This is a genomic window from Acinetobacter sp. AS23 (assembly GCF_023612055.1).
In the GTDB taxonomy this organism is placed as follows: Bacteria; Pseudomonadota; Gammaproteobacteria; order Pseudomonadales; family Moraxellaceae; genus Acinetobacter; species Acinetobacter oleivorans.
Genome location: NZ_CP082274.1, coordinates 2248200 through 2267941 on the forward strand (window position 1 = coordinate 2248200; position 19742 = coordinate 2267941).

18 protein-coding genes are annotated in these 19742 nt (G+C 37.4%); 14 read left to right on the plus strand and 4 right to left on the minus strand.

Annotated elements, in window-relative coordinates; genetic code table 11:
- The first annotated feature begins 2 nt into the window (after positions 1 to 2).
- The 8 genes from K6I41_RS10500 (at position 3) to putP (ending at position 8110) form a co-directional block, all read left to right on the plus strand.
- Entirely contained in the window at positions 3 to 683 is a 681-nt protein-coding gene (locus tag K6I41_RS10500; RefSeq protein ID WP_151768069.1) for a YoaK family protein, read from the plus strand.
- A 3-nt stretch (positions 684 to 686) separates the two neighbouring features.
- Positions 687 to 1223, plus strand: coding sequence for a DUF2058 domain-containing protein (locus tag K6I41_RS10505; RefSeq protein WP_005304667.1), 537 nt, complete (start codon positions 687 to 689; stop codon positions 1221 to 1223).
- Positions 1224 to 1588: 365 nt separating this feature from the next.
- A complete protein-coding gene (locus K6I41_RS10510) occupies positions 1589 to 3436 on the plus strand; it encodes an ABC transporter ATP-binding protein (RefSeq protein ID WP_013198100.1) in 1848 nt (615 codons plus the stop codon).
- On the plus strand, positions 3436 to 3876 hold the full coding sequence (locus K6I41_RS10515; RefSeq protein ID WP_004792778.1) for a MaoC family dehydratase: 441 nt from the start codon (positions 3436 to 3438) through the stop codon (positions 3874 to 3876). The genes K6I41_RS10510 and K6I41_RS10515 overlap by 1 nt, the downstream gene beginning before the upstream one ends.
- A gap of 107 nt (positions 3877 to 3983) precedes the next feature.
- Complete coding sequence (locus tag K6I41_RS10520; protein ID WP_004792780.1) at positions 3984 to 5009, plus strand: AraC family transcriptional regulator; 1026 nt, start codon at positions 3984 to 3986, stop codon at positions 5007 to 5009.
- A 37-nt stretch (positions 5010 to 5046) separates the two neighbouring features.
- Positions 5047 to 5421 (plus strand): glycine cleavage system protein GcvH, encoded by a 375-nt coding sequence (gene gcvH, locus K6I41_RS10525; RefSeq protein WP_005069578.1) that lies wholly within the window; start codon positions 5047 to 5049, stop codon positions 5419 to 5421.
- Positions 5422 to 5511: 90 nt separating this feature from the next.
- The gene (locus tag K6I41_RS10530; RefSeq protein WP_199942183.1) at positions 5512 to 6219 is read left to right on the plus strand and encodes an SIR2 family NAD-dependent protein deacylase; all 708 of its coding nucleotides are present in this window, start codon (positions 5512 to 5514) and stop codon (positions 6217 to 6219) included.
- A gap of 400 nt (positions 6220 to 6619) precedes the next feature.
- Entirely contained in the window at positions 6620 to 8110 is a 1491-nt protein-coding gene (gene putP, locus K6I41_RS10535; RefSeq protein ID WP_005304658.1) for a sodium/proline symporter PutP, read from the plus strand.
- 33 nt (positions 8111 to 8143) lie between these two features.
- Here the strand turns inward: putP and K6I41_RS10540 are convergent, their stop codons facing one another.
- On the minus strand, positions 8144 to 8632 hold the full coding sequence (locus K6I41_RS10540) for an Lrp/AsnC ligand binding domain-containing protein (protein ID WP_005304655.1): 489 nt from the start codon (positions 8630 to 8632) through the stop codon (positions 8144 to 8146).
- A 124-nt stretch (positions 8633 to 8756) separates the two neighbouring features.
- On the opposite strand from K6I41_RS10540, the gene putA reads away from it, so the two are divergent.
- From putA to K6I41_RS10560, 4 genes are all read left to right on the plus strand, one after another.
- Positions 8757 to 12509, plus strand: coding sequence for a trifunctional transcriptional regulator/proline dehydrogenase/L-glutamate gamma-semialdehyde dehydrogenase (gene putA / locus K6I41_RS10545; protein ID WP_250374254.1), 3753 nt, complete (start codon positions 8757 to 8759; stop codon positions 12507 to 12509).
- Positions 12510 to 12615: 106 nt separating this feature from the next.
- Complete coding sequence (locus K6I41_RS10550; RefSeq protein WP_250374255.1) at positions 12616 to 13089, plus strand: GrpB family protein; 474 nt, start codon at positions 12616 to 12618, stop codon at positions 13087 to 13089.
- Positions 13090 to 13195: 106 nt separating this feature from the next.
- Positions 13196 to 14281 (plus strand): tRNA (uridine(54)-C5)-methyltransferase TrmA, encoded by a 1086-nt coding sequence (gene trmA / locus K6I41_RS10555; protein WP_250374256.1) that lies wholly within the window; start codon positions 13196 to 13198, stop codon positions 14279 to 14281.
- Between the two features lie 248 nt (positions 14282 to 14529).
- On the plus strand, positions 14530 to 14760 hold the full coding sequence (locus tag K6I41_RS10560) for a hypothetical protein (protein WP_003651412.1): 231 nt from the start codon (positions 14530 to 14532) through the stop codon (positions 14758 to 14760).
- Between the two features lie 35 nt (positions 14761 to 14795).
- Here the strand turns inward: K6I41_RS10560 and K6I41_RS10565 are convergent, their stop codons facing one another.
- Positions 14796 to 15542 (minus strand): phosphodiester glycosidase family protein, encoded by a 747-nt coding sequence (locus K6I41_RS10565; RefSeq protein WP_250374257.1) that lies wholly within the window; start codon positions 15540 to 15542, stop codon positions 14796 to 14798.
- A gap of 192 nt (positions 15543 to 15734) precedes the next feature.
- Between K6I41_RS10565 and K6I41_RS10570 the strand changes: the two genes are divergently transcribed.
- The gene (locus tag K6I41_RS10570) at positions 15735 to 16325 is read left to right on the plus strand and encodes a lecithin retinol acyltransferase family protein (protein ID WP_013198108.1); all 591 of its coding nucleotides are present in this window, start codon (positions 15735 to 15737) and stop codon (positions 16323 to 16325) included.
- A 45-nt stretch (positions 16326 to 16370) separates the two neighbouring features.
- On the opposite strand, the gene K6I41_RS10575 is transcribed toward K6I41_RS10570, so the two are convergent.
- Complete coding sequence (locus K6I41_RS10575) at positions 16371 to 16961, minus strand: YceI family protein (RefSeq protein WP_192835956.1); 591 nt, start codon at positions 16959 to 16961, stop codon at positions 16371 to 16373.
- 216 nt (positions 16962 to 17177) lie between these two features.
- Between K6I41_RS10575 and K6I41_RS10580 the strand changes: the two genes are divergently transcribed.
- Positions 17178 to 17585 (plus strand): OsmC family protein, encoded by a 408-nt coding sequence (locus K6I41_RS10580; RefSeq protein WP_107880108.1) that lies wholly within the window; start codon positions 17178 to 17180, stop codon positions 17583 to 17585.
- A 56-nt stretch (positions 17586 to 17641) separates the two neighbouring features.
- On the opposite strand, the gene tkt is transcribed toward K6I41_RS10580, so the two are convergent.
- On the minus strand, positions 17642 to 19630 hold the full coding sequence (gene tkt, locus K6I41_RS10585) for a transketolase (protein WP_174745205.1): 1989 nt from the start codon (positions 19628 to 19630) through the stop codon (positions 17642 to 17644).
- Positions 19631 to 19742: the final 112 nt, after the last annotated feature.

Sequence of the window (19742 nt, forward strand, 5' to 3'; positions counted from 1 at the left end):
ACATGCCATTTCAACGTCTACCAAACTGGTTCCAGCTCGGAGCCTTTTTACTGGCATTCAATGCCGGAATGATTAATGTATTAGGGTTAATTACCCTTTTACATCAATCTATTTCACATATGACTGGCAACGTTAGTATGCTAGCTATGAGTTTGGTAGAGTGGCAGCCAGAACATATCATTTTCTTGCTTCTGGTAATTATTTGTTATGTTTGCGGTTCATTTTATAGTGGTTTTATTTTAGGCAGCAGCCATTTTCGATTAGGTCGTCGCTATGGACTACCTTTGAGTCTCGTTGCCTTATTCATTTTTCTTTGTTGGCTATTACTTCCTTATTTTCCACGCTATGGATTATTATGGGCTTGTACAGCGATGGGCTTACAAAATGCGATGGTAAGCCATTATAAAGGAACCATTATTCGAACTACCCATCTATCTGGAGTTTTAACAGATATTGGTTTAGCACTCGGATATAAAGCCAGAGGCTTACCAGTAGAAAACCGACGTATTGTTTTACACTTACTTATTTTTACAGGTTTTCTGCTTGGTGGGATTCTCGCAGCGCTCGTACATCCATATTTAAAGTTACAAGCATTTTTATTGCCAGCAACTTTAAGCTTAGTCTTAAGTATTTCTTACTGGGTAGTTTATCTCTATAGCCCTTCAACATCTCATAAGGATTAAGTCATGGTTAAAAATGCCTTACAAGCACAGCTACTAAAAGCTGGGTTAGTGGATAATAAAAAAGCAAAAAAACTAACAAAACAAGCTCATCATGAGCAACGTATCGGTCAAAGTGATGAACCAGCAATCAAAGCGAATATTGAAAAAGCTCAACAAGAAAAGTTAGCTAAAGATCAGGCTTTAAACTTAGAAAAACAACAACAACTTGAGGAAAAAGCCCTCAAAGCATCAATCATTCAAATGATTAAACATCATAAAATTTCAAATACTGATGGTGATAGTGTTTATCAATTTATTGATGAGGGTAAGATCAAGAAGGTATACATTTCTCAGCAAGTATATAATGCACTTGTTAGCGGTAGCTTAGTCATTGCTAAAGATCAAGATCAATACGCTTATTTGCCAAAAGCTTTAGCTGAAAAAATCGATCAAAAAATGCAAGGTTTCATTTTAATGAATAATGCCGAGAAGAATGAACAAGCCACTGATGAAGAAGATCCTTATGCAGCGTATGTTATTCCTGATGATTTAATGTGGTAATACATACAAGGGCCTTTATGATGCAAATCTAAAGGCCTTTTTTGATTTGGGTTAAAAGTATTAATTTAACAAATGTTCAAAATATTAAGAAAAAATACTTAAAGAATAAATTCCTTCACCACTTTATCTATTAATCCCGATATAATAAATCATAATTTTTTAAGTCCTCGCGACATTCTTGAAGATTTCTTCAGGTATCCAAATTTTACGTCATGTACTAATGAATGACGTACAACGTAATCAGTTCTGTGTATTTACACATACTCAAAAGATCGAAAACTAAGTGATATTGATCTGACTGACTTTCTTGTAAATTTAATTGCAAAGATTTAATTAAGTGGCTTTTGTCTTAAAGGTAGTAATTCATGCTGAAGTGGTTTGAAAAACTTGTAGATCCCTACCCAACAAAAGGTCTGGATGAACCTTTACCAACTCGTTTTTTTCCATTTATTTGGCAAGCGACGGAAGGCTTACGCCCTTACTTATTATTACTTATTCTTTTTACAGCAGGTGCTGCAAGCTTTGAAGCCTTACTTTTTTCAAAGATTGGACAACTCGTAGATTGGTTAAGTAAAAGTCATCCTGAAAGTTTTTTAAGTCAACATGCAACTGATCTATTGCTTTTAATTGGTGTTTTATTTGCCAATATCTTCTTCGTAAATATTCAATCTATTATTAAACACCAGATTTTATATAGTACTTTTCCAATGCGTTTGCGTTGGCGGTTTCATAATCTTTTATTGAAACAAAGCTTAGATTTTTTCCATAACGACTTTGCTGGAAGGCTTTCCGCAAAAGTTATGCAAACTGCTCTGGCAATCCGTGAATTCTGGATTATTTTGGGCGACATGTTGGCTTATGTCGCTATTTACTTTATTACGGTTAGCATTGTCCTTGGGGCTATTTCCCCTATTTTGTTAATACCACTTTTAGTTTGGTTAGCTTTATTTCTCTTAAGTGCATGGTTCTTTATTCCTCGTTTAAGTAAAGTTTCGCAGCAACAAGCTGATGCCAGAGCAGTGATGACCGGCCGCATAACTGATGCTTACACCAATATTCAAACTGTTAAGTTGTTTGCTCATGCGGGACGTGAGAGCCAATATGCCAAAGCATCAATGAAAGAGTTTATGACAACAGTCTATGCTCAGATGCGTTTAGGCACTCTTTTTGAAATAAGTATCAACATGCTATCAGCTGTTTTATTTATTGGCGTTATTGGCACTTCCGTTTGGCTATGGACTCAAGGTTTAGCAGCATTAGGTGTCATTGCCGCGACTACTGCCATGATTTTAAAGCTGAATAGTATGGCTGAATTTATGATGTGGCATATGTCCGCGTTATTTGAAAATGTCGGAACCATTCAAGATGGTATGCAAACATTAGGTAAAAAAATCAATATTCAAGACAAAGCCGATGCAAAAACTCTTGAAGTTGCCAAAGGTGAGATTGTTTTCAAAGATGTGAGTTTTGCTTATAACAATAAAAATGTAATTGATCACTTCAATTTACATATTAAAGCAGGCGAAAAGATTGGTATTGTTGGGCGTTCAGGTGCAGGTAAATCAACACTAATCCAACTACTTTTACATTTTTATCATCTTAAAGACGGTGAAATTTTAATTGATGGGCAAAATATTGAAAATGTGACTCAAGATAGTCTTAGAGCAAATATTGCCTTAGTAACCCAAGATACGTCTTTATTACATCGCTCAGTGGCTGAAAATATTAAATATGGCCGTCCAGATGCATCTGATGCCGAGATGGAGAATGCTGTAAATAAAGCAAAAGCAGCCGAATTTATACCTCAATTGGTTGATTTAAAAGGTCGTAATGGATACCACGCCCAAGTCGGTGAACGTGGTGTAAAACTTTCTGGTGGTCAAAGACAACGTATTGCTATCGCACGTGTATTCTTAAAAGATGCACCTATTCTCATTTTAGATGAAGCAACCAGTGCACTAGATTCAGAAGTTGAAGCAGCAATTCAATCCAGTTTAAATGACCTGATGGTTGATAAAACTGTTATTGCAATTGCACACCGATTATCTACTATTGCACAAATGGACCGTTTAATTGTTCTTGATGAAGGTCGAATTGCTGAGCAAGGAACACATGAAGAGTTAATTGCTCAAAATGGAATATATGCACAATTATGGAAACGCCAAACAGGCGGCTTCCTGTTTGAACAAAAAGTTTTACAGGGTCAAGATTAATGCTTTATTTAGAAGATTTGAAAATTGGTGATCGTTTCATTAGCCGTGAATATGAAATCACCTTAGATGAAATCAAAAAATTTGCAAATTCCTATGACCCTCAAACATTTCACACAGATGAAGAGCAAGCTAAGCATGACCCTATTTTTCAGGGGATTGCTGCCAGTGGTTGGCATACGTCAGCCATCACTATGCGTTTATGGACAGAATGCATGCCAATTCATGGCGGCCTCATAGGTTCCGAATCTAGCCTACGATGGCCACGCCCCACCCGACCTGGTGACAGAATTCATGTTGAAGCTGAAATTTCAGCTATCACACCATCCAAAACAAAATTAGATCGTGGTATTGTTAGTTACGTTACGCAAGCCTTAAATCAACACGGGGATGTTTTACTTATTTCAACAACAAAAATTGTTGTCTTTAAAAAAAATGTTTAAAAATGGTTGATATGATTGTCTAACAGTTTTTATAAACTCAGATTATATTTCATGACAAGATGTGTAAGAAATGCATGTGAAAAATTGATGAGAGCAATGGAACGCATATGAAAATTACCTCAGCTCGTCAAGATCAGGGTATTCCGGGTGTCTATGGCTTATTGCTACTAGATGTTGTTTCACGTTGGGGATACAACGACGAAACATTATTTGCTCCATTTCATCTTACCAGCGAGCAACTGGCTGACCCTGACTATCGTATTTCTACACCAGTAGCAAATGAACTAGTAAAACACGCTCTTAATTTAACTGGCGAAACTACGTTGGGTTACCATCTTGGTACTCAAATGCGTATTTCAATTCATGGCTTCATTGGCTATGCAATTATGACAGCCAAAGATATTACTGAAGCAATTGCTCTTGCGGCTCGCTTTATTCAGCTACGCTTACCCTTTTTACAATTATATTTTTCAACTTTTGGGCCTAAAGCAACCTTACAATTACAGTGTGATATTGAACTTGAACCTTTACGTACAGAAATCGTTTTAGGTTTAACCATTGGTATCATGAGCATGGCTAAAGCGATTACTGGTATTGAAGATTTAGCTGGTGATGTAGATTTAGATTTCCCAGAACCAGAAGGTTTTGACAAATATAGAAATAAGCTAAGCAGCACAATTCGCTTTAACCAACCTCATTTAATTTCAAGTTTTGATAAAAAATATTTAGGAATTAAATTGGTTAATGCTGACCCTATCGCAAGTCAAGTTGCTATTAATCAGTGCGAAGCTGAGCTATCCGCTTTAGGTGAACGCCGTCGTTTAGCAATGCGAGTTCGTGATATTTTAAGTAATTCTGAACAACATTATTTAAGCATCGAAAATGTAGCTGAATGTCTACATATGTCTGATCGAACGCTCAAACGTCAATTAGCAGCGGAAGGAACATCATTTTCAACGTTAGTTGATGAAGTACGTTATCGACATGCAACATCTTTACTTTCACGTACAGATTATAGTCTTGAACAAATTGCTGATGAACTTGGCTATTCGGATGTCGCAAATTTTAGCCGTGCTTTTAAACGCTGGAGCGGCCGCAGTCCGAGCAACTGGCGTAAAGACCCATACTTATAATTTTTAAAACTATTGGACACAAGCTTAAGGAGTTACCATGAATCATCCTTCAGAACTGAAGTATGCACGTACACATGAGTGGGTAAAGATTGAGGGTGATCTTGTTATTACAGGGATTACCGATCATGCACAAGATGAACTTGGCGATTTGGTTTACGTTGAAACTCCAGAAGTTGGGAGTAAAGTTACTGCTGGCGAACAAGCTGGTGTGGTTGAATCAGTAAAAACTGCTTCTGATATCCATGCTCCTGTTTCAGGCACTGTAGTAGAAGTAAATACTGACCTTGAAGATGATCCTGATTTTGTAAATGATGATCCATATGGTAAAGGTTGGATTTATAAAATCAAACCAGACAACATTGCAGATGTTGAAAAACTTTTAACAAATGCAGAATATGAAGCTGGCTTATAAAAGATAGCTAAAGCTTTTCATATTTAATAAAAACCAGTTTAGTCTTAAACTGGTTTTTCTTTATCTATTCAAATTCAGTTTTACGAATCGGTGACTTCTATGACAAAGCTTGTTGTATTCTCTGGCGCTGGCATGAGTGCCGAAAGTGGAATTAGCACTTTTCGTGACAGTAATGGTCTATGGGAAAATTACGACATCCAACAAGTTGCCACACCTGAAGCATGGCAAAAGAACCCTGCTCTAGTTCAACGCTTTTACAATGAACGACGTAAAAATATTTTAGAATCTCAACCCAATTCAGCTCATCAATATATTGCAAAGTTACAAGACTATTTTGACGTTCAGGTTATTACTCAAAACATTGATGATTTACATGAACGTGCCGGAAGTTCCAAAGTTTTACATTTGCATGGAAATATTCGTTTAGCAAAGAGTTCTGGCCCAAATGCACAATTTACAACTCAGTTTTATGACATTAACGGTTGGAAATTAGATTTAGAACATGACCTGTGTCCAAATGGTTATCCCCTTCGTCCACATGTTGTTTGGTTTGGTGAAGCTGTACCTGCTTATGAAGAAGCAATTAGAGTCGTGCAAAGTGCAGATATTTTTATTGTAATCGGCTCCACATTAAGCGTATATCCGGTTGCGGGTTTAGTGCATGAAATTGCAGCTCAATGTAAAGCTTACTATATAGATCCCCAAGCAGATCATGGACGTGTTCCTCAACAATACGAATTATTAAAGATGTCAGCGACTCAAGGAATGCATGAACTTTTTGAAAATTTAACCAATTAATTGCTATTTTTAAGGACTAAATAAATTTAATTTGAATAAAAATTACTATTTTTTAGATAAAATTTTTTAACATTGTTCTAATTTTGCTCAATAAAACTTTATCACTTAATCCCGTTGTAACTAAATTTAGAGTTATTTTTTTAAAAATATTTTTATTCTTCACAAAATCTTTAAAAAATAAATATTAAAAAATTATAAGTTAATGATTAATATTATAATTTTTCTATTAAAAAACCCACTTATTTTAACTTACACAAAGATACAAAAGTACAATATAAAAATAACAGAGCAAAAAAAATCTTTTGTGGTTGAATCTCAACCTCTTGAATGCCGTACAAGAAAACAGCGACCTGGATTAGGTTACAATCACGGATTATGGATATAAGGACACACATCCATCATGAGTTATTTTGATCCCACCCTCATCATGTTTATGGTGTACATCGTAGCAATGGTACTTATTGGCTTATTCGCCTACCGTGCTACAAGCGACTTCTCAGATTATATTCTCGGTGGTCGTAGTTTAGGCAGTTTCGTTACTGCGTTATCCGCAGGCGCATCAGACATGAGTGGTTGGCTACTCATGGGTTTACCAGGAGCAATTTATCTTTCTGGTCTATCTGAAGCGTGGATTGCAATTGGTCTTATTATCGGTGCTTGGCTTAACTGGCTACTGGTTGCTGGTCGATTACGCGTTCATACTGAAATTCAAAACAATGCATTAACTTTGCCAGATTATTTTACAAGCCGTTTTGATGACCAGAAAAAAGTACTTCGTATTTTCTCTGCCGTTATCATCTTGGTTTTCTTCGCTATTTACTGTGCTTCAGGCATGGTAGCGGGTGCCCGTTTATTTGAAAATCTATTCGGCATGTCTTACAACACAGCTATTTGGCTCAGTGCTATTGCAACCATCAGTTATGTTTGTATCGGTGGATTCTTAGCAATTAGCTGGACTGATACATTCCAAGCTGGATTGATGATTTTTGCCCTGATTTTGACACCAATCGTGACTTACCTTGCGATCGGGGACACAACTCATTTTGTTACTCTCATTGAAACTGCACGCCCGCATGCATTTAATCTCATCTCAGATTTTGGTGTGGTAGCAGTTTTATCCTCCATGGCATGGGGTCTTGGTTACTTTGGTCAACCACATATCCTTGTACGTTTCATGGCAGCTGACTCAGTAAAATCTATTCCTGCTGCTCGTCGTATTGGCATGACTTGGATGATCTTGTGTTTAGGTGGGGCTGTCGGTGCTGGTTTCTTCGGTATTGCTTATTTCGAGCAACATCCTGAATTAGCAGCAGTTGTAAGTAAGAACCCTGAAACTGTATTTATGGAATTGACTAAAATTTTATTCAATCCATGGATTGTGGGTATCATTTTGGCTGCAATTTTAGCTGCTGTTATGAGCACGCTAAGCTGTCAACTTTTAGTATGTTCAAGTGCTTTAACTGAAGATTTATACAAAGGTTTCCTTCGTAAAAATGCATCTCAAAAAGAACTTGTATGGGTTGGCCGTGTCATGGTTCTTGTTATTGCTGTTCTTGCAATTATTCTTGCAGGCAACCCTGATAGCAAGGTTCTTGGTCTTGTTGCTTATGCATGGGCTGGCTTCGGCGCAGCGTTTGGTCCGCTTATCATCTTGTCATTGTTCTGGAAACGTATGAATTTACAAGGTGCATTAGCTGGTATGATCGTTGGTGCAGTTGTGGTTATTGGTTGGAAAAATCTTTTCGCAAGCACAGGTGTTTACGAAATCATTCCGGGCTTTATCCTTGCATTTATCAGCATCATTGTAGTGAGTCTTTTAACTAAAGCGCCAAATACGACTGTAACTGGACGCTTTGAAGAAGCAGATAAACTCTACAAAGAAAGCGTATAAATCATTGAAATAAATAAAGGGGCTTTAGCCCCTTTATTTATTTTTGGTTTTAATTTTAATTTTTGAAGTATCTTTCACTACCTGCATTACTGGATAACTGCGAGTTTCTTTCACGCCCGGTAACTGCCATAGCACCTGACCCGCAATACGTCTAAATTCTTCCATACTGCCACTTCGTAATTTAATTAAAAAATCAAATCCTCCACTCACCATATGACATTCAACAATTTCCGGATAGTGAACCACGGCATCAATAAACTCATCTAAAACATTAGGTGTGGTTTTATCTAGTAATACTTCAACAAACACCAAAAAATTTGCATTTAATTTGACTGGATTTAATTTTGCTTCATAACCCAAAATGAAATCATCTTTTGTCAGCTTTTGAACTCGGGCCATCACAGCAGTTGGAGATAAATTCACAAGTTCGGCTAATTTACTGTTAGAAATACGCCCATCTGTTTGAAGAATATCCAAAATTTTTAAATCAGTGCGATCAAGGCTTAGTATCGGGCCATTCATCTGAATTTTCCTCTAAAAAATGGGCTAAATATAGTGAGTTATTCGGTGTTTCTTCTGTAATGATAAATTATCTAAACCTCTCTATTCAAGATCTTTGTACGAGAGTCGGTTGGCGGAAACAGATATGAACACAATGGATACTTTTCATCAAATGGATAAATCTCACCAAGGCTATATCACCGAATTCAACGATAAAAGTGAGTTTGAACAACGCATCAATACAGCTTGGAGACGTGCTGAACCAGAAGCTGTAGAAGAGCTATTACAAGCTGCTGCGGTATCTGATGATTTAGATCATAAAATTTATGACCTTGCTTTTAATCTTGCTAATAATTTACGTGAACGTAAAACCTCTTCGGGTAAAGCAGGTATTGTTCAAGGGTTATTACAAGAATTCTCTCTTTCTTCACAAGAAGGCGTGGCACTCATGTGTCTTGCTGAAGCTTTGCTTCGTATTCCAGACTCAGCAACACGTGATTTGCTTATTCGAGATAAGATCAATCAAGGTAACTGGAAAGAACACGTTGGCCAAAGCAGCTTAATGTTTGTAAATGCTGCGGCATGGGGCCTCATGTTAACTGGTAAGCTTATGGAAACTCCAAAGCAAACTAGTCTTTCAAGTGTACTTACTGGCCTTTTGGCACGCAGTGGGCGTGGCATTATTCGCAAAGCTGTTGACGTTGCAATGCGTATGATGGGTGAGCAGTTTGTAACTGGTGAAACCATTGAAGAAGCTGTAGACCATGCGAAAGTACTCGAAGACAAAGGTTTTCGCTATTCGTACGACATGTTGGGTGAAGCAGCATTAACCGAACATGATGCTGAACGTTACTTTAACGATTATACGCAAGCCATTCATGCAATTGGTAAAGCATCGAATGGTAAAGGCGTTTATGATGGCCCGGGTATTTCAATCAAGCTTTCTGCTTTACACCCTCGCTATCAACGTGCACAAATTGAACGTGTTCATCAAGAACTCTACGGCAAAGTATTTGAACTCGCTCTTTTAGCTAAAAATTACAATATTGGTTTAAATATTGATGCAGAAGAATCAGAACGTTTAGAAATTTCGCTTGAGTTACTTGAACGTCTTTGTTTCGAGCCAGAACTTGCAAACTGGAAAGGCATTGGCTTCGTTATTCAGGCTTATCAAAAACGCTGCTTCTTCGTGGTTGATTATATTATCGACCTTGCTAAACGCAGCCAAAAACGTCTCATGATCCGCCTTGTGAAAGGTGCGTATTGGGATAGCGAAATTAAGAAAGCGCAAATCGAAGGTATGGATGACTACCCTGTCTTCACGCGTAAAGTACATACAGATTTATCTTATATCGCTTGTGCTAAAAAATTACTTGCTGCGCCAGAGTTCATCTATCCTCAATTTGCAACTCATAATGCTCAAACATTGGCAACGATCTATCAGTTAGCTGATCCAAGCAAATATTATGCGGGTCAATATGAATTCCAATGCTTACATGGCATGGGTGAACCGCTTTATGAACAAGTTGTTGGTCCACGCGAGCAAAATAAATTAGGCGTGCCATGCCGTATTTATGCTCCTGTTGGTAACCATGAAACATTGTTAGCTTATTTAGTTCGTCGTTTACTTGAAAATGGCGCGAATACTTCATTCGTTAACCGTATTGCCGATAAAACACTTAAAGTTGAAGATCTTATCCAGTCTCCAATTTACGACATTCGTCATGCTGCTAAGCTTGAAGGTTCAGTTGGTTTAAAACACCCATCAATTCCATTACCTTTAGATATGTACGGATCACTCCGTAAAAACTCTAAAGGCTATGATTTAGCAAATGATGCTCCACTTGAAGCTTTAGATAGCACAGCTCAACAGCTCCGTAATCGTATTTGGCAAAGTCATCCATTATTGGCAAATAACGATTCATTAGAGCAAGGTCATTCTGTTGCAATTACAAACCCAGCACAAAATGATGAAATTGTTGGGCATGTGCAAGAAGCTGATCTTAAGCATGTTGAAATTGCATTGAATGCGGCTGAACAAACTCAATCTGAATGGTCAAATACGTCTAAAGAACAACGTGCTCAATATTTAAAACGTGCAGCAGACCTCATGGAAAGCCGCATTCAAGAATTGATGGTTTTGCTTTGCCGTGAAAGCGGTAAAACCTATGCCAATGCAATCGCAGAAGTTCGTGAAGCTGTAGATTTCTTACGTTACTACGCAACTCAAGTCGAGAATCTTCCTACAAATACAGTGATTGAACCTTTAGGTACAGTACTTTGTATTAGCCCATGGAACTTCCCTCTTGCAATTTTCTCTGGTCAAATTGCTGCCGCATTAATGAGTGGTAACTGCGTTATTGCTAAACCTGCTGAACAAACGCCATTAATCGCAGCTCAAGCCGTTCAGATTTTATGGGAAGCAGGTATTCCACATGGTGCTGTACAGCTACTTCCTGGCCGTGGTGAAACAGTGGGTGCTCAGCTTAGCCAAGATAGTCGTATCGATGGCATCATGTTTACTGGCTCGACTGAAGTTGCCAAAATTTTACAGAAAACTGTTGCGAAACGTTTATCTGATAATGGTCAATCTATTCCTCTCATTGCAGAGACTGGCGGTCAAAATGCAATGATTGTGGATTCATCAGCATTAACTGAACAAGTCGTACTTGATGTTGTAAGTTCTGCTTTTGATAGCGCGGGTCAACGTTGCTCGGCTTTACGTATTTTATGTGTGCAAGAAGACAGTGCTGCAAGCGTTATTAAAATGCTTAAAGGTGCAATGCAACAGTTGATCGTAGGTAACCCTGCAATTTTAAAAACTGACATTGGTCCTGTTATTGATGACGAAGCAAAGCAGACGATTGACCAGCACATCCAGAAAATGAAGTCTAAAGGCTACCCTGTACATCAGTTGATGTTCGGTGCAACAAGCCAGAATGAATTAGATAAAGGAACTTTTGTTGTACCAACGGCAATTGAGTTACCTAATCTTGATGATTTGCAACGTGAAGTGTTTGGTCCAGTTTTACACATCATTACCTATAAGTATGGTGAACTCGAACAACTCATCTCGCGTATTAATGCCAAAGGTTATGGTTTAACAATGGGTCTACATACCCGTATTGATGAAACCATTCAGACTGTTATTCAACATGCTGAAGTTGGTAACCTCTATATCAACCGTAATATTGTCGGTGCAGTTGTTGGTGTGCAACCATTCGGTGGTGAAGGTCTATCTGGTACAGGTCCAAAAGCTGGTGGTCCACTTTATATGTACCGCTTAATGCAGCACTGTTCAAACAAAGTATTGGCAACACCATTTGCCATGAAGAATGAGCAAACTGCTTTTGAAGGCTTTAACCGTGAGGTTTATCAGAGCTTACAAAATTGGGCGAAACAGCATTTACCGCAAGCAAATCGTGAGATTGAACCATTTGGTGTGGGTAAATTCTATGAGTTACAAGGCCCTACTGGGGAAAGTAACCAATATATTATTTTGCCGCGCCATCGTGTGCTTTCAATTGCAGACACTGAACAAAATCAATTGCATCAGTTGCTCGCAATTTTTGCAGTGGGTAGCCAAGCAGCAGTAATGCCAAATAGTCCATTATTGGCAAAATACAAACAAACTTTGCCAAAAGATGTACTTGCAGCAATTACTACGGTTAAAAATATTACATCAGATGATTTTGATGCAATTTTACATCATGGTAACCGTGAAGAAATCTTCTCATTACAGCAAGAAGTTGCTAAACGTTCTGGTGCAATTGTTGGTATTACGCACGTTGAGCCAAATGAAAATATTCCACTTGAACGTTTAGTGATTGAGCGTGCGATTAGTGTGAATACAGCTGCAGCTGGTGGTAACGCAAGCTTAATGACAATGACTGATTAATCCATCATTTTTCTAAAAAAGCCCAAATCTCAGTATTTGGGCTTTTTTATTTAATAAAGTAATCTATTCTTAAATATATAAATTTTATCAAATTGAGATTTTCATAATGGTCTTTTTAGAACCAGAACAATATCAACAAAGATGCGCTCAACTTTTTAATGCGTATAAAAAAGATATTTCCACACTTCTATCCTTTGCCAAAATTGAGCACATTGGTTCATCTGCAATACCTAATGCAATTTCAAAAGGTGATCTAGATATTTATGTTGAAGTTAAACCTGATCAATTTGAATTCGCAATAGCTCAGTTAAAAACACTTAATTTTATAGAGAAGCAAAATACACTAAGGACAGATGAGCTTTGTATGCTCGAATCACTCAATAACGATGATGTGGCATTTCAAATTGTAGTAACGGATTCAGTATTCACATTTTTCTTAACATTTAGAAATAAGCTTATGGATTCTCCAGCTCTAGTCAACGAATATAACCAATTAAAATTAGAGTGTAGCCATTTAGACCATGATCAATATAGAACAATAAAAGCAGATTTTATTAATCGCGTTTTGAAACATCCTTAATTTTAACGTTAGTCTTGCTTATTGATATCTAGCTAAAATTGGCTCCTGTAACCCCGTTTTTTTTGATACCATTCACTATTTGATTCTGTCTAAATTTTCTTTGTCTATGACCTCTTCTTATCATCAACAACTTCAAACTAAAATTGACCGCATTACTGCCCAATTTTCTGAATTTACTCCACCTACATTAGAAGTGTTTGAGTCACCTGAACAACATTTCCGTATGCGTGCTGAGTTTCGTATCTGGCATACAGAAAATGATATGTTCTATGCCATGTTTGAACGTAACGATGATGACAAGCAAAAAACAGTTGTGCGCATTGATGAGTTTCCTATTGCAGACCAAAGCATTAATAATTTAATGCCAAAACTTTTGGAAGAACTCAAAGCGGAACCCAAGCTTTCTAGCCGTATATTTGAAGCTGATTTCCTCGCTACACTTAGCGGCGAAATGTTAGTTACCTTAATTTACCATCGTAAACTAGATCAAGAGTGGGAACAGGCAGCTAAAGAGCTTGCTGAGAAGTTAGACATTAAAATTATGGGTCGCAGCCGTGGCCAGAAAATTATTATTGGCGATGATTTCGTCGTTGAAGAATTCGAACTTTTAAACCGTTCATTTAAATACAAACAAATTGAAAGTAGCTTTACTCAGCCAAATGCACAGGTTTGCAAAAAAATGCTGCAATGGGCATGTGATGCAGCAGAAGGGTCGAAAAAACACTTATTAGAGCTGTACTGTGGTAATGGTAACTTTACTCTTCCGCTTTCTTTAAAGTTTGAACGCGTTTTGGCAACAGAACTTGCAAAATCCTCTGTTTATGCTGCTCAATGGAATATTGAACAAAATCAGATTGATAATATTCAAGTAGCCCGTCTTTCAGCTGAAGAATTTACCCAAGCCTATCAAGGTGAGCGCGAATTCCGCCGTCTACAAGAAGCAAATATTGATATTCAAAGTTATGATTTTGATACCGTATTTGTTGATCCCCCACGTGCAGGAATTGATGATGAAACTTTGAAATTATTACAGGGTTTTGAACGTATTATTTATATTTCATGTAACCCAGATACACTGTATGAGAACTTAAAAATATTAGGTTTAACTCACCGTATTACTAAGTTTGCATTGTTCGATCAATTCCCTTATACGCATCATGTTGAGTCAGGTGTATTACTTGAGAAGATTTAAACAAAATCTTTCATTGTAAAGTTTAAAATAAGGAGGTTTTGTACCTCCTTATTTTTTAACACTTTATTAGCTAAGTATTTAAATTTTCAAAAAATATCAAGTCATCTATTCGTCATAATTTCGTTTAACTCGAGCATTCCTATCGAAAATTCTTGAGTTCAATTGGTGGATTTATCACTTATAGAGACTTGTATTTTATTTTAAATTGGCTATATTTCGAGCTATGTTAGGTTGTATATGAAGGCTCTATGAGTTTTTGGCAAAAGCTGTTCTTAGCAGATCAACAGCATAACGAGCATAAAAACCAAACTGCTTGTGTTGAAAATGACTGCTCATGTAAAACAAATGAACAACTTCTAAGTGCACTTGCACTAGCAACAGATGAAGATGTCATTAAGGGAATAAAAAAAGTTCTTATTTCCCGTGGTTATAGCCGAAAAGAGTTAAATGAACTCACTCAAAAACCATCTATTCACTAATAAAAAAGCCAGTCTTGTACTGGCTTTTTTATATTTCACTTTATTTGGCAATCTGTCTGATCAACCGAACCAACTATTGGCCCCATTTCAAATAATTGATCATTACGCTTGTTTTTTTGAATATATAAACTAGAAATAGAACCATCGAGATATAAAGCCTGCTCTACCTTAAGGTTTCTTTGAAAGAACTGAGCAAATCTATAGAAACTCAAGCTATTTTTCGATATTACAAAGTAGAGCTTATTATTTCGAATACCAACACCATTACGAATTTTATTCGACTGAGAGTCTGGTAAAAAAAGGGAGTTGATCTTCCCATCAATAACTAACATTGGGCCAGATTGTGTCGCATATTCAACGTTGAAATCGCGTCGACTATATTGCTGCGTTGTTAAAATAAAGGCCTGATTTTTATTCCAACCTAGTACACCATTCGGCTGTAAAAAGAAATTTCCCCATCCTTTATTTTCATTTAATGGCTGAATTACTTTAGCTTGCTCAACATACAGCCCTACTGGAGAAAATCCCGGATGAAACATCCCTGCATTCATTGCAAAAGAAAGACGCTCACATTGCTTTAAATTTTTCTGAATATTATTAAAGCTTTTGTAATACTGTTGATTAGTGGAATTCTTAAGAAAAAGACGTAACTGTTTTAAATTGCTAATTGCAATCACATCATATTGATCGCCTTCCGCCATTTTAACTTGCTGATGTTCTATGGCATAGACAGACTGAATCAAAAGACCATATATCATTAAGCACCACACCAACCATTTCATTTAGTACCACCAAGCATGACATTTTTCCTTCATATGAAATCTTTAAATTATATACAATAAAGACAAATAGATTGGGTATGAGCCAAACTCATTCATTCGACGTAATCAATACACTTACATTGCTGATATTGGTTATAATGGTTGGCAGCTTTTCAATAAAAGCCATTTACACTTTATTGGATCAGCGTAAGCATGCAGCAATCGAATAAACGCTACCCTCTAGGGGCTCATCTCATCGTAAAGCATCTCGGCTATAGCCATCATGGTATATATGCTGGGAGAGGTCGAGTTATCCATTATTCTGGCTTAGCGCATTTCATCAAAAAGCGTCCGATTGAGATCACATCAATAGATGCATTCTCGCATGGCAAAAAAATTCACGTTCGCTCTTATGACACGCCACGCTATAAAGGAAAAGCAGTCGTGCGTCGGATGCGTTCACGTATGCATGAAAACCACTATCATCTCATTATTAACAACTGCGAACATTTATGTAGTTGGGCCATTACTGGAATTGAAAGTAGTACTCAAGTTGAACGTATGATGCACCGATTAACGACGATTGGCTATGTAAGCTCAATCATGAGCTATATGAATGGTATGATGCTCACTGTTGCAACAACATGTTTTGCTCTTGTTCTTTATATTAAAAAGAAATTGCGTGATCAAGCAAAAATGAAGGTTCCTACTTACCAATTTCTCAGAGAAAAATCTGAAAAAAGGAATATTGATCCTTCAGTCCCTTTGGTATTTATAGATCCAGATAAAAAAGAACCAATCTAAATAAAAAAGCCCTCAAAGATGAGGGCTTTTTAGAAAACTTATAACTTATTTTTTAGCTGCATTAGCAACAGTTGCTTCAGTTGTAATGTTTACAGTGATTTTATCACCAACATTCGGCACATAGTTTCCTAGACCAAAATCAGAGCGCTTGAATGAAGTTGTAGCATTGAAACCAATCGCTGGAACTTTTGCCATTGGGTGTTCGCCTTGCTTATTTAAAACAGCATCAAGTACAACAGGCTTAGTTACACCTTTAACAGTTAAGTCACCAGTAATTTTAAAGTGTTTTTTGTCTTTTGTTTCAACTCTAGTACTTTTAAAAGTAATGTTTGGATATTTAGCCGCATTAAACCATGCTTCTTCTTGGAACTCTTTATCCAAAGCAGGAACGTTTGTATTTACGCTGCTTAAAGGAATAGTAACATTAACAGATGAGTTTGCTGGTTTAGCATTATCAACTTTAATTACACCTTGGATGTCCGAGAAGTTAGCGCTTGGAGTAGAAAAACCAAAGTGATTCCAAGAGAAAACAGTAGCTGTATGTGTTGGATCAATTTTGTAGTCGACTGGTGCAGCTAAAGTAACTGAACTAGCTAATGCTACTGCCAAACCGAAGCTTAATGTTTTAAGATGCATTTTTCGTATCCTTTATTGATATAGTCGTTAGTGTATACATCAAGTAATTTAATTCACTATTCTTTATAAAACGATATGTTTCATCCATGCAACAATAAAAGCGTTACAGTTATTATTTAAAAACAATATTATAAACTATAGGTACTATCGTACCGTGTCTGGACTCTTAAATTAATTCGTTTTTACTTCGATTTTTGATTAATAATAAGGTAAAACATGGCTAACACTGCTCAAGCACAAAGTACTTCCACTCCATATCGAGTAACTCTGACCGATCCTTCAGGTCACCAATGGTTTGCTGATGAACCAACTGATAAAGGTGGGCAAGATACTGCACCAAACCCAGTTCAAATCTTACTGTCTGCTTTAGGTGCTTGCACTACCATCACATTAGAGATGTATGCGAATCTTAAAGGTATTAAGATTGATCATGTTCAAGTGGACTTAGCATTAAACCCGAATGGTGAACCAGAGAAAGGCCAAAATAATATTGAACGCAAAATCACACTCAAAGGTGAATTCACGGAAGATCAACACAAGCGCTTATTAAAAGTTGCTGAAAACTGCCCTATCCATAAATTACTGACGTCTCAAATCAATATTCAAACCGAACTTAATATTTAAGCTTTCAAATATAAAAAAGCGCTCCTCATGGAGCGCTTTTTACACTACTTTAATATTTAAGCAGTTAATTCTTTTACCGCTGCAACAACAGCTTCAGTTGTAATACCAAAGAATTGGAACAAGTCTTTTGCTGGTGCAGATTCACCATAAGTTGTCATACCAATTACTTTGCCATCAAGACCAACAAACTTCCACCAGTAGTCAACATGAGCTGCTTCAACTGCAACACGTGCACGGATATGAGCTGGTAATACAGCTTCACGATATGCAGCGTCTTGTTTCATAAACTCTTCTGCACATGGCATAGAAACTACACGCACACCGTCAAGTTGAGCATAAGCTTCCATTGCTAAAGAAATTTCAGAACCAGTGGCAATAATGATTGCTTTCAATTCGCCTTTTTCTTGAGCAAGAACATAACCACCTTTTGCAACATTCTGAATTTGTTCTTCAGAACGTGCTTGGAATGGTAAGTTTTGACGAGAGAAAATAAGTGCTGTAGGGCCATCTTTACGCTCTAAAGCAGATTTCCACGCAGTAGCAGTTTCTACAGTATCAGCAGGACGCCATGTATTTAGATTCGGTGTACCACGTAAAGAAGCAATTTGTTCGATTGGTTGGTGAGTTGGACCATCTTCACCTAGACCAATTGAGTCGTGTGTATAAACATGAATTACGCGTTGTTTCATCAATGCAGACATACGTACTGCATTACGCGCATATTCCATAAACATTAAGAATGTTGCAACGTAAGGAACAAAACCACCATGCAATGCAACGCCATTCGCAATTGCAGTCATACCGAACTCACGTACGCCATAATATACGTAGTTACCAGCTGGGTTTTCTTGAATGCCTTGGCAACCTTTCCAAAGCGTTAAGTTAGAACCAGCTAAGTCAGCAGAACCACCTAGTAATTCAGGCAATAAAGGACCAAATGCTTGTAACGTGTTTTGGCTCGCTTTACGTGTTGCGATGGTTTCGCCTTTCGCATTTGTTTCACGAATGAATGCATCTGCTTGCGCTGCAAATTCTGCTGGTAAGTCACCACTAATACGACGAAGTAACTCAGCTGCTTCAGTTGGATATTTTGCTTGATATTGTGCAAATACCGCATTCCAAGCTGCTTCAGATTCAGTACCTTTTGCTTTCGCATCCCATGCAGCATATACATCAGCAGGAATAACGAATGCTTCTTCTTTCCAGCCTAATGCTTCACGAGTTAAAGTAATCTCATCTTTACCTAATGGCGCACCGTGACAATCTTCTTTACCTTGCTTATTTGGCGAACCTAAACCAATAATCGTTTTACACATAATGATTGTTGGTTTTTGAGTTTCAGCTTTTGCTTCGATTGTTGCTTGACGAATCGCATCAGCATCATGCCCATCAACACGAAGAACTTGCCAACCATAGGCTTTAAAACGCTCTTCTGTATCATCGCTGAACCAGCCTTCTACTTCACCATCAATTGAAATGCCATTGTCATCATAATAAGCAATCAATTTACCAAGCTGTAAAGTACCTGCTAAAGAACATACTTCGTGAGAAATACCTTCCATTAAACAGCCATCGCCCAAGAAACAATAAGTAAAGTGATCAACTACTTTTAAATCATCTTTATTGAACTGAGCAGCTAAAGTCTTTTCTGCCAATGCAAAACCAACAGCGTTTGCAATACCTTGGCCTAAAGGACCAGTCGTAGTTTCGATACCTGGTGCATAACCATATTCAGGGTGACCAGGAGTTTTTGAATGTAATTGACGGAACTGTTTTAAATCTTCAATTGAAAGATCATAACCTGTTAAATGAAGCAAAGCATATTGCAACATTGAACCATGGCCGTTTGATAAAACGAAACGGTCGCGGTTTGCCCATTGTGGGTTAGTTGGGTTGTGATTTAAAAACTCGCGCCAGACGACGTCAGCAATATCTGCCATCCCCATTGGAGCACCAGGATGCCCTGAGTTTGCCTGTTGCACAGCATCCATTGCCAATACACGAATTGCATTTGCAATACGACGTTCGTTTAAAGGGGTCGTCATAAGATCAGAATCCAATTTTAATAGATTGATGAAAAGAAGAAGATGAATAACAATTCAATGCCGCTATATTGTCTTAAAAAAAAGGCTGAGGGTAAACCCCAACATAGTATAT

Bases quoted from the DNA above. Each gene is read 5' to 3' on its own strand.
- putP (WP_005304658.1), top strand. From the start codon at position 6,620: ATGAGTTATTTTGATCCCACCCTCATCATGTTTATGGTGTACATCGTA.
- tkt (WP_174745205.1), bottom strand. From the start codon at position 19,630: ATGACGACCCCTTTAAACGAACGTCGTATTGCAAATGCAATTCGTGTA.
- K6I41_RS10560 (WP_003651412.1), top strand. From the start codon at position 14,530: ATGAGTTTTTGGCAAAAGCTGTTCTTAGCAGATCAACAGCATAACGAG.
- K6I41_RS10570 (WP_013198108.1), top strand. From the start codon at position 15,735: ATGCAGCAATCGAATAAACGCTACCCTCTAGGGGCTCATCTCATCGTA.
- K6I41_RS10505 (WP_005304667.1), top strand. From the start codon at position 687: ATGGTTAAAAATGCCTTACAAGCACAGCTACTAAAAGCTGGGTTAGTG.
- putA (WP_250374254.1), top strand. From the start codon at position 8,757: ATGAACACAATGGATACTTTTCATCAAATGGATAAATCTCACCAAGGC.
- K6I41_RS10565 (WP_250374257.1), bottom strand. From the start codon at position 15,542: ATGAAATGGTTGGTGTGGTGCTTAATGATATATGGTCTTTTGATTCAG.
- K6I41_RS10510 (WP_013198100.1), top strand. From the start codon at position 1,589: ATGCTGAAGTGGTTTGAAAAACTTGTAGATCCCTACCCAACAAAAGGT.
- K6I41_RS10500 (WP_151768069.1), top strand. From the start codon at position 3: ATGCCATTTCAACGTCTACCAAACTGGTTCCAGCTCGGAGCCTTTTTA.
- trmA (WP_250374256.1), top strand. From the start codon at position 13,196: ATGACCTCTTCTTATCATCAACAACTTCAAACTAAAATTGACCGCATT.
- gcvH (WP_005069578.1), top strand. From the start codon at position 5,047: ATGAATCATCCTTCAGAACTGAAGTATGCACGTACACATGAGTGGGTA.
- K6I41_RS10580 (WP_107880108.1), top strand. From the start codon at position 17,178: ATGGCTAACACTGCTCAAGCACAAAGTACTTCCACTCCATATCGAGTA.
- K6I41_RS10540 (WP_005304655.1), bottom strand. From the start codon at position 8,632: ATGAATGGCCCGATACTAAGCCTTGATCGCACTGATTTAAAAATTTTG.
- K6I41_RS10550 (WP_250374255.1), top strand. From the start codon at position 12,616: ATGGTCTTTTTAGAACCAGAACAATATCAACAAAGATGCGCTCAACTT.
- K6I41_RS10515 (WP_004792778.1), top strand. From the start codon at position 3,436: ATGCTTTATTTAGAAGATTTGAAAATTGGTGATCGTTTCATTAGCCGT.
- K6I41_RS10520 (WP_004792780.1), top strand. From the start codon at position 3,984: ATGAAAATTACCTCAGCTCGTCAAGATCAGGGTATTCCGGGTGTCTAT.
- K6I41_RS10575 (WP_192835956.1), bottom strand. From the start codon at position 16,961: ATGCATCTTAAAACATTAAGCTTCGGTTTGGCAGTAGCATTAGCTAGT.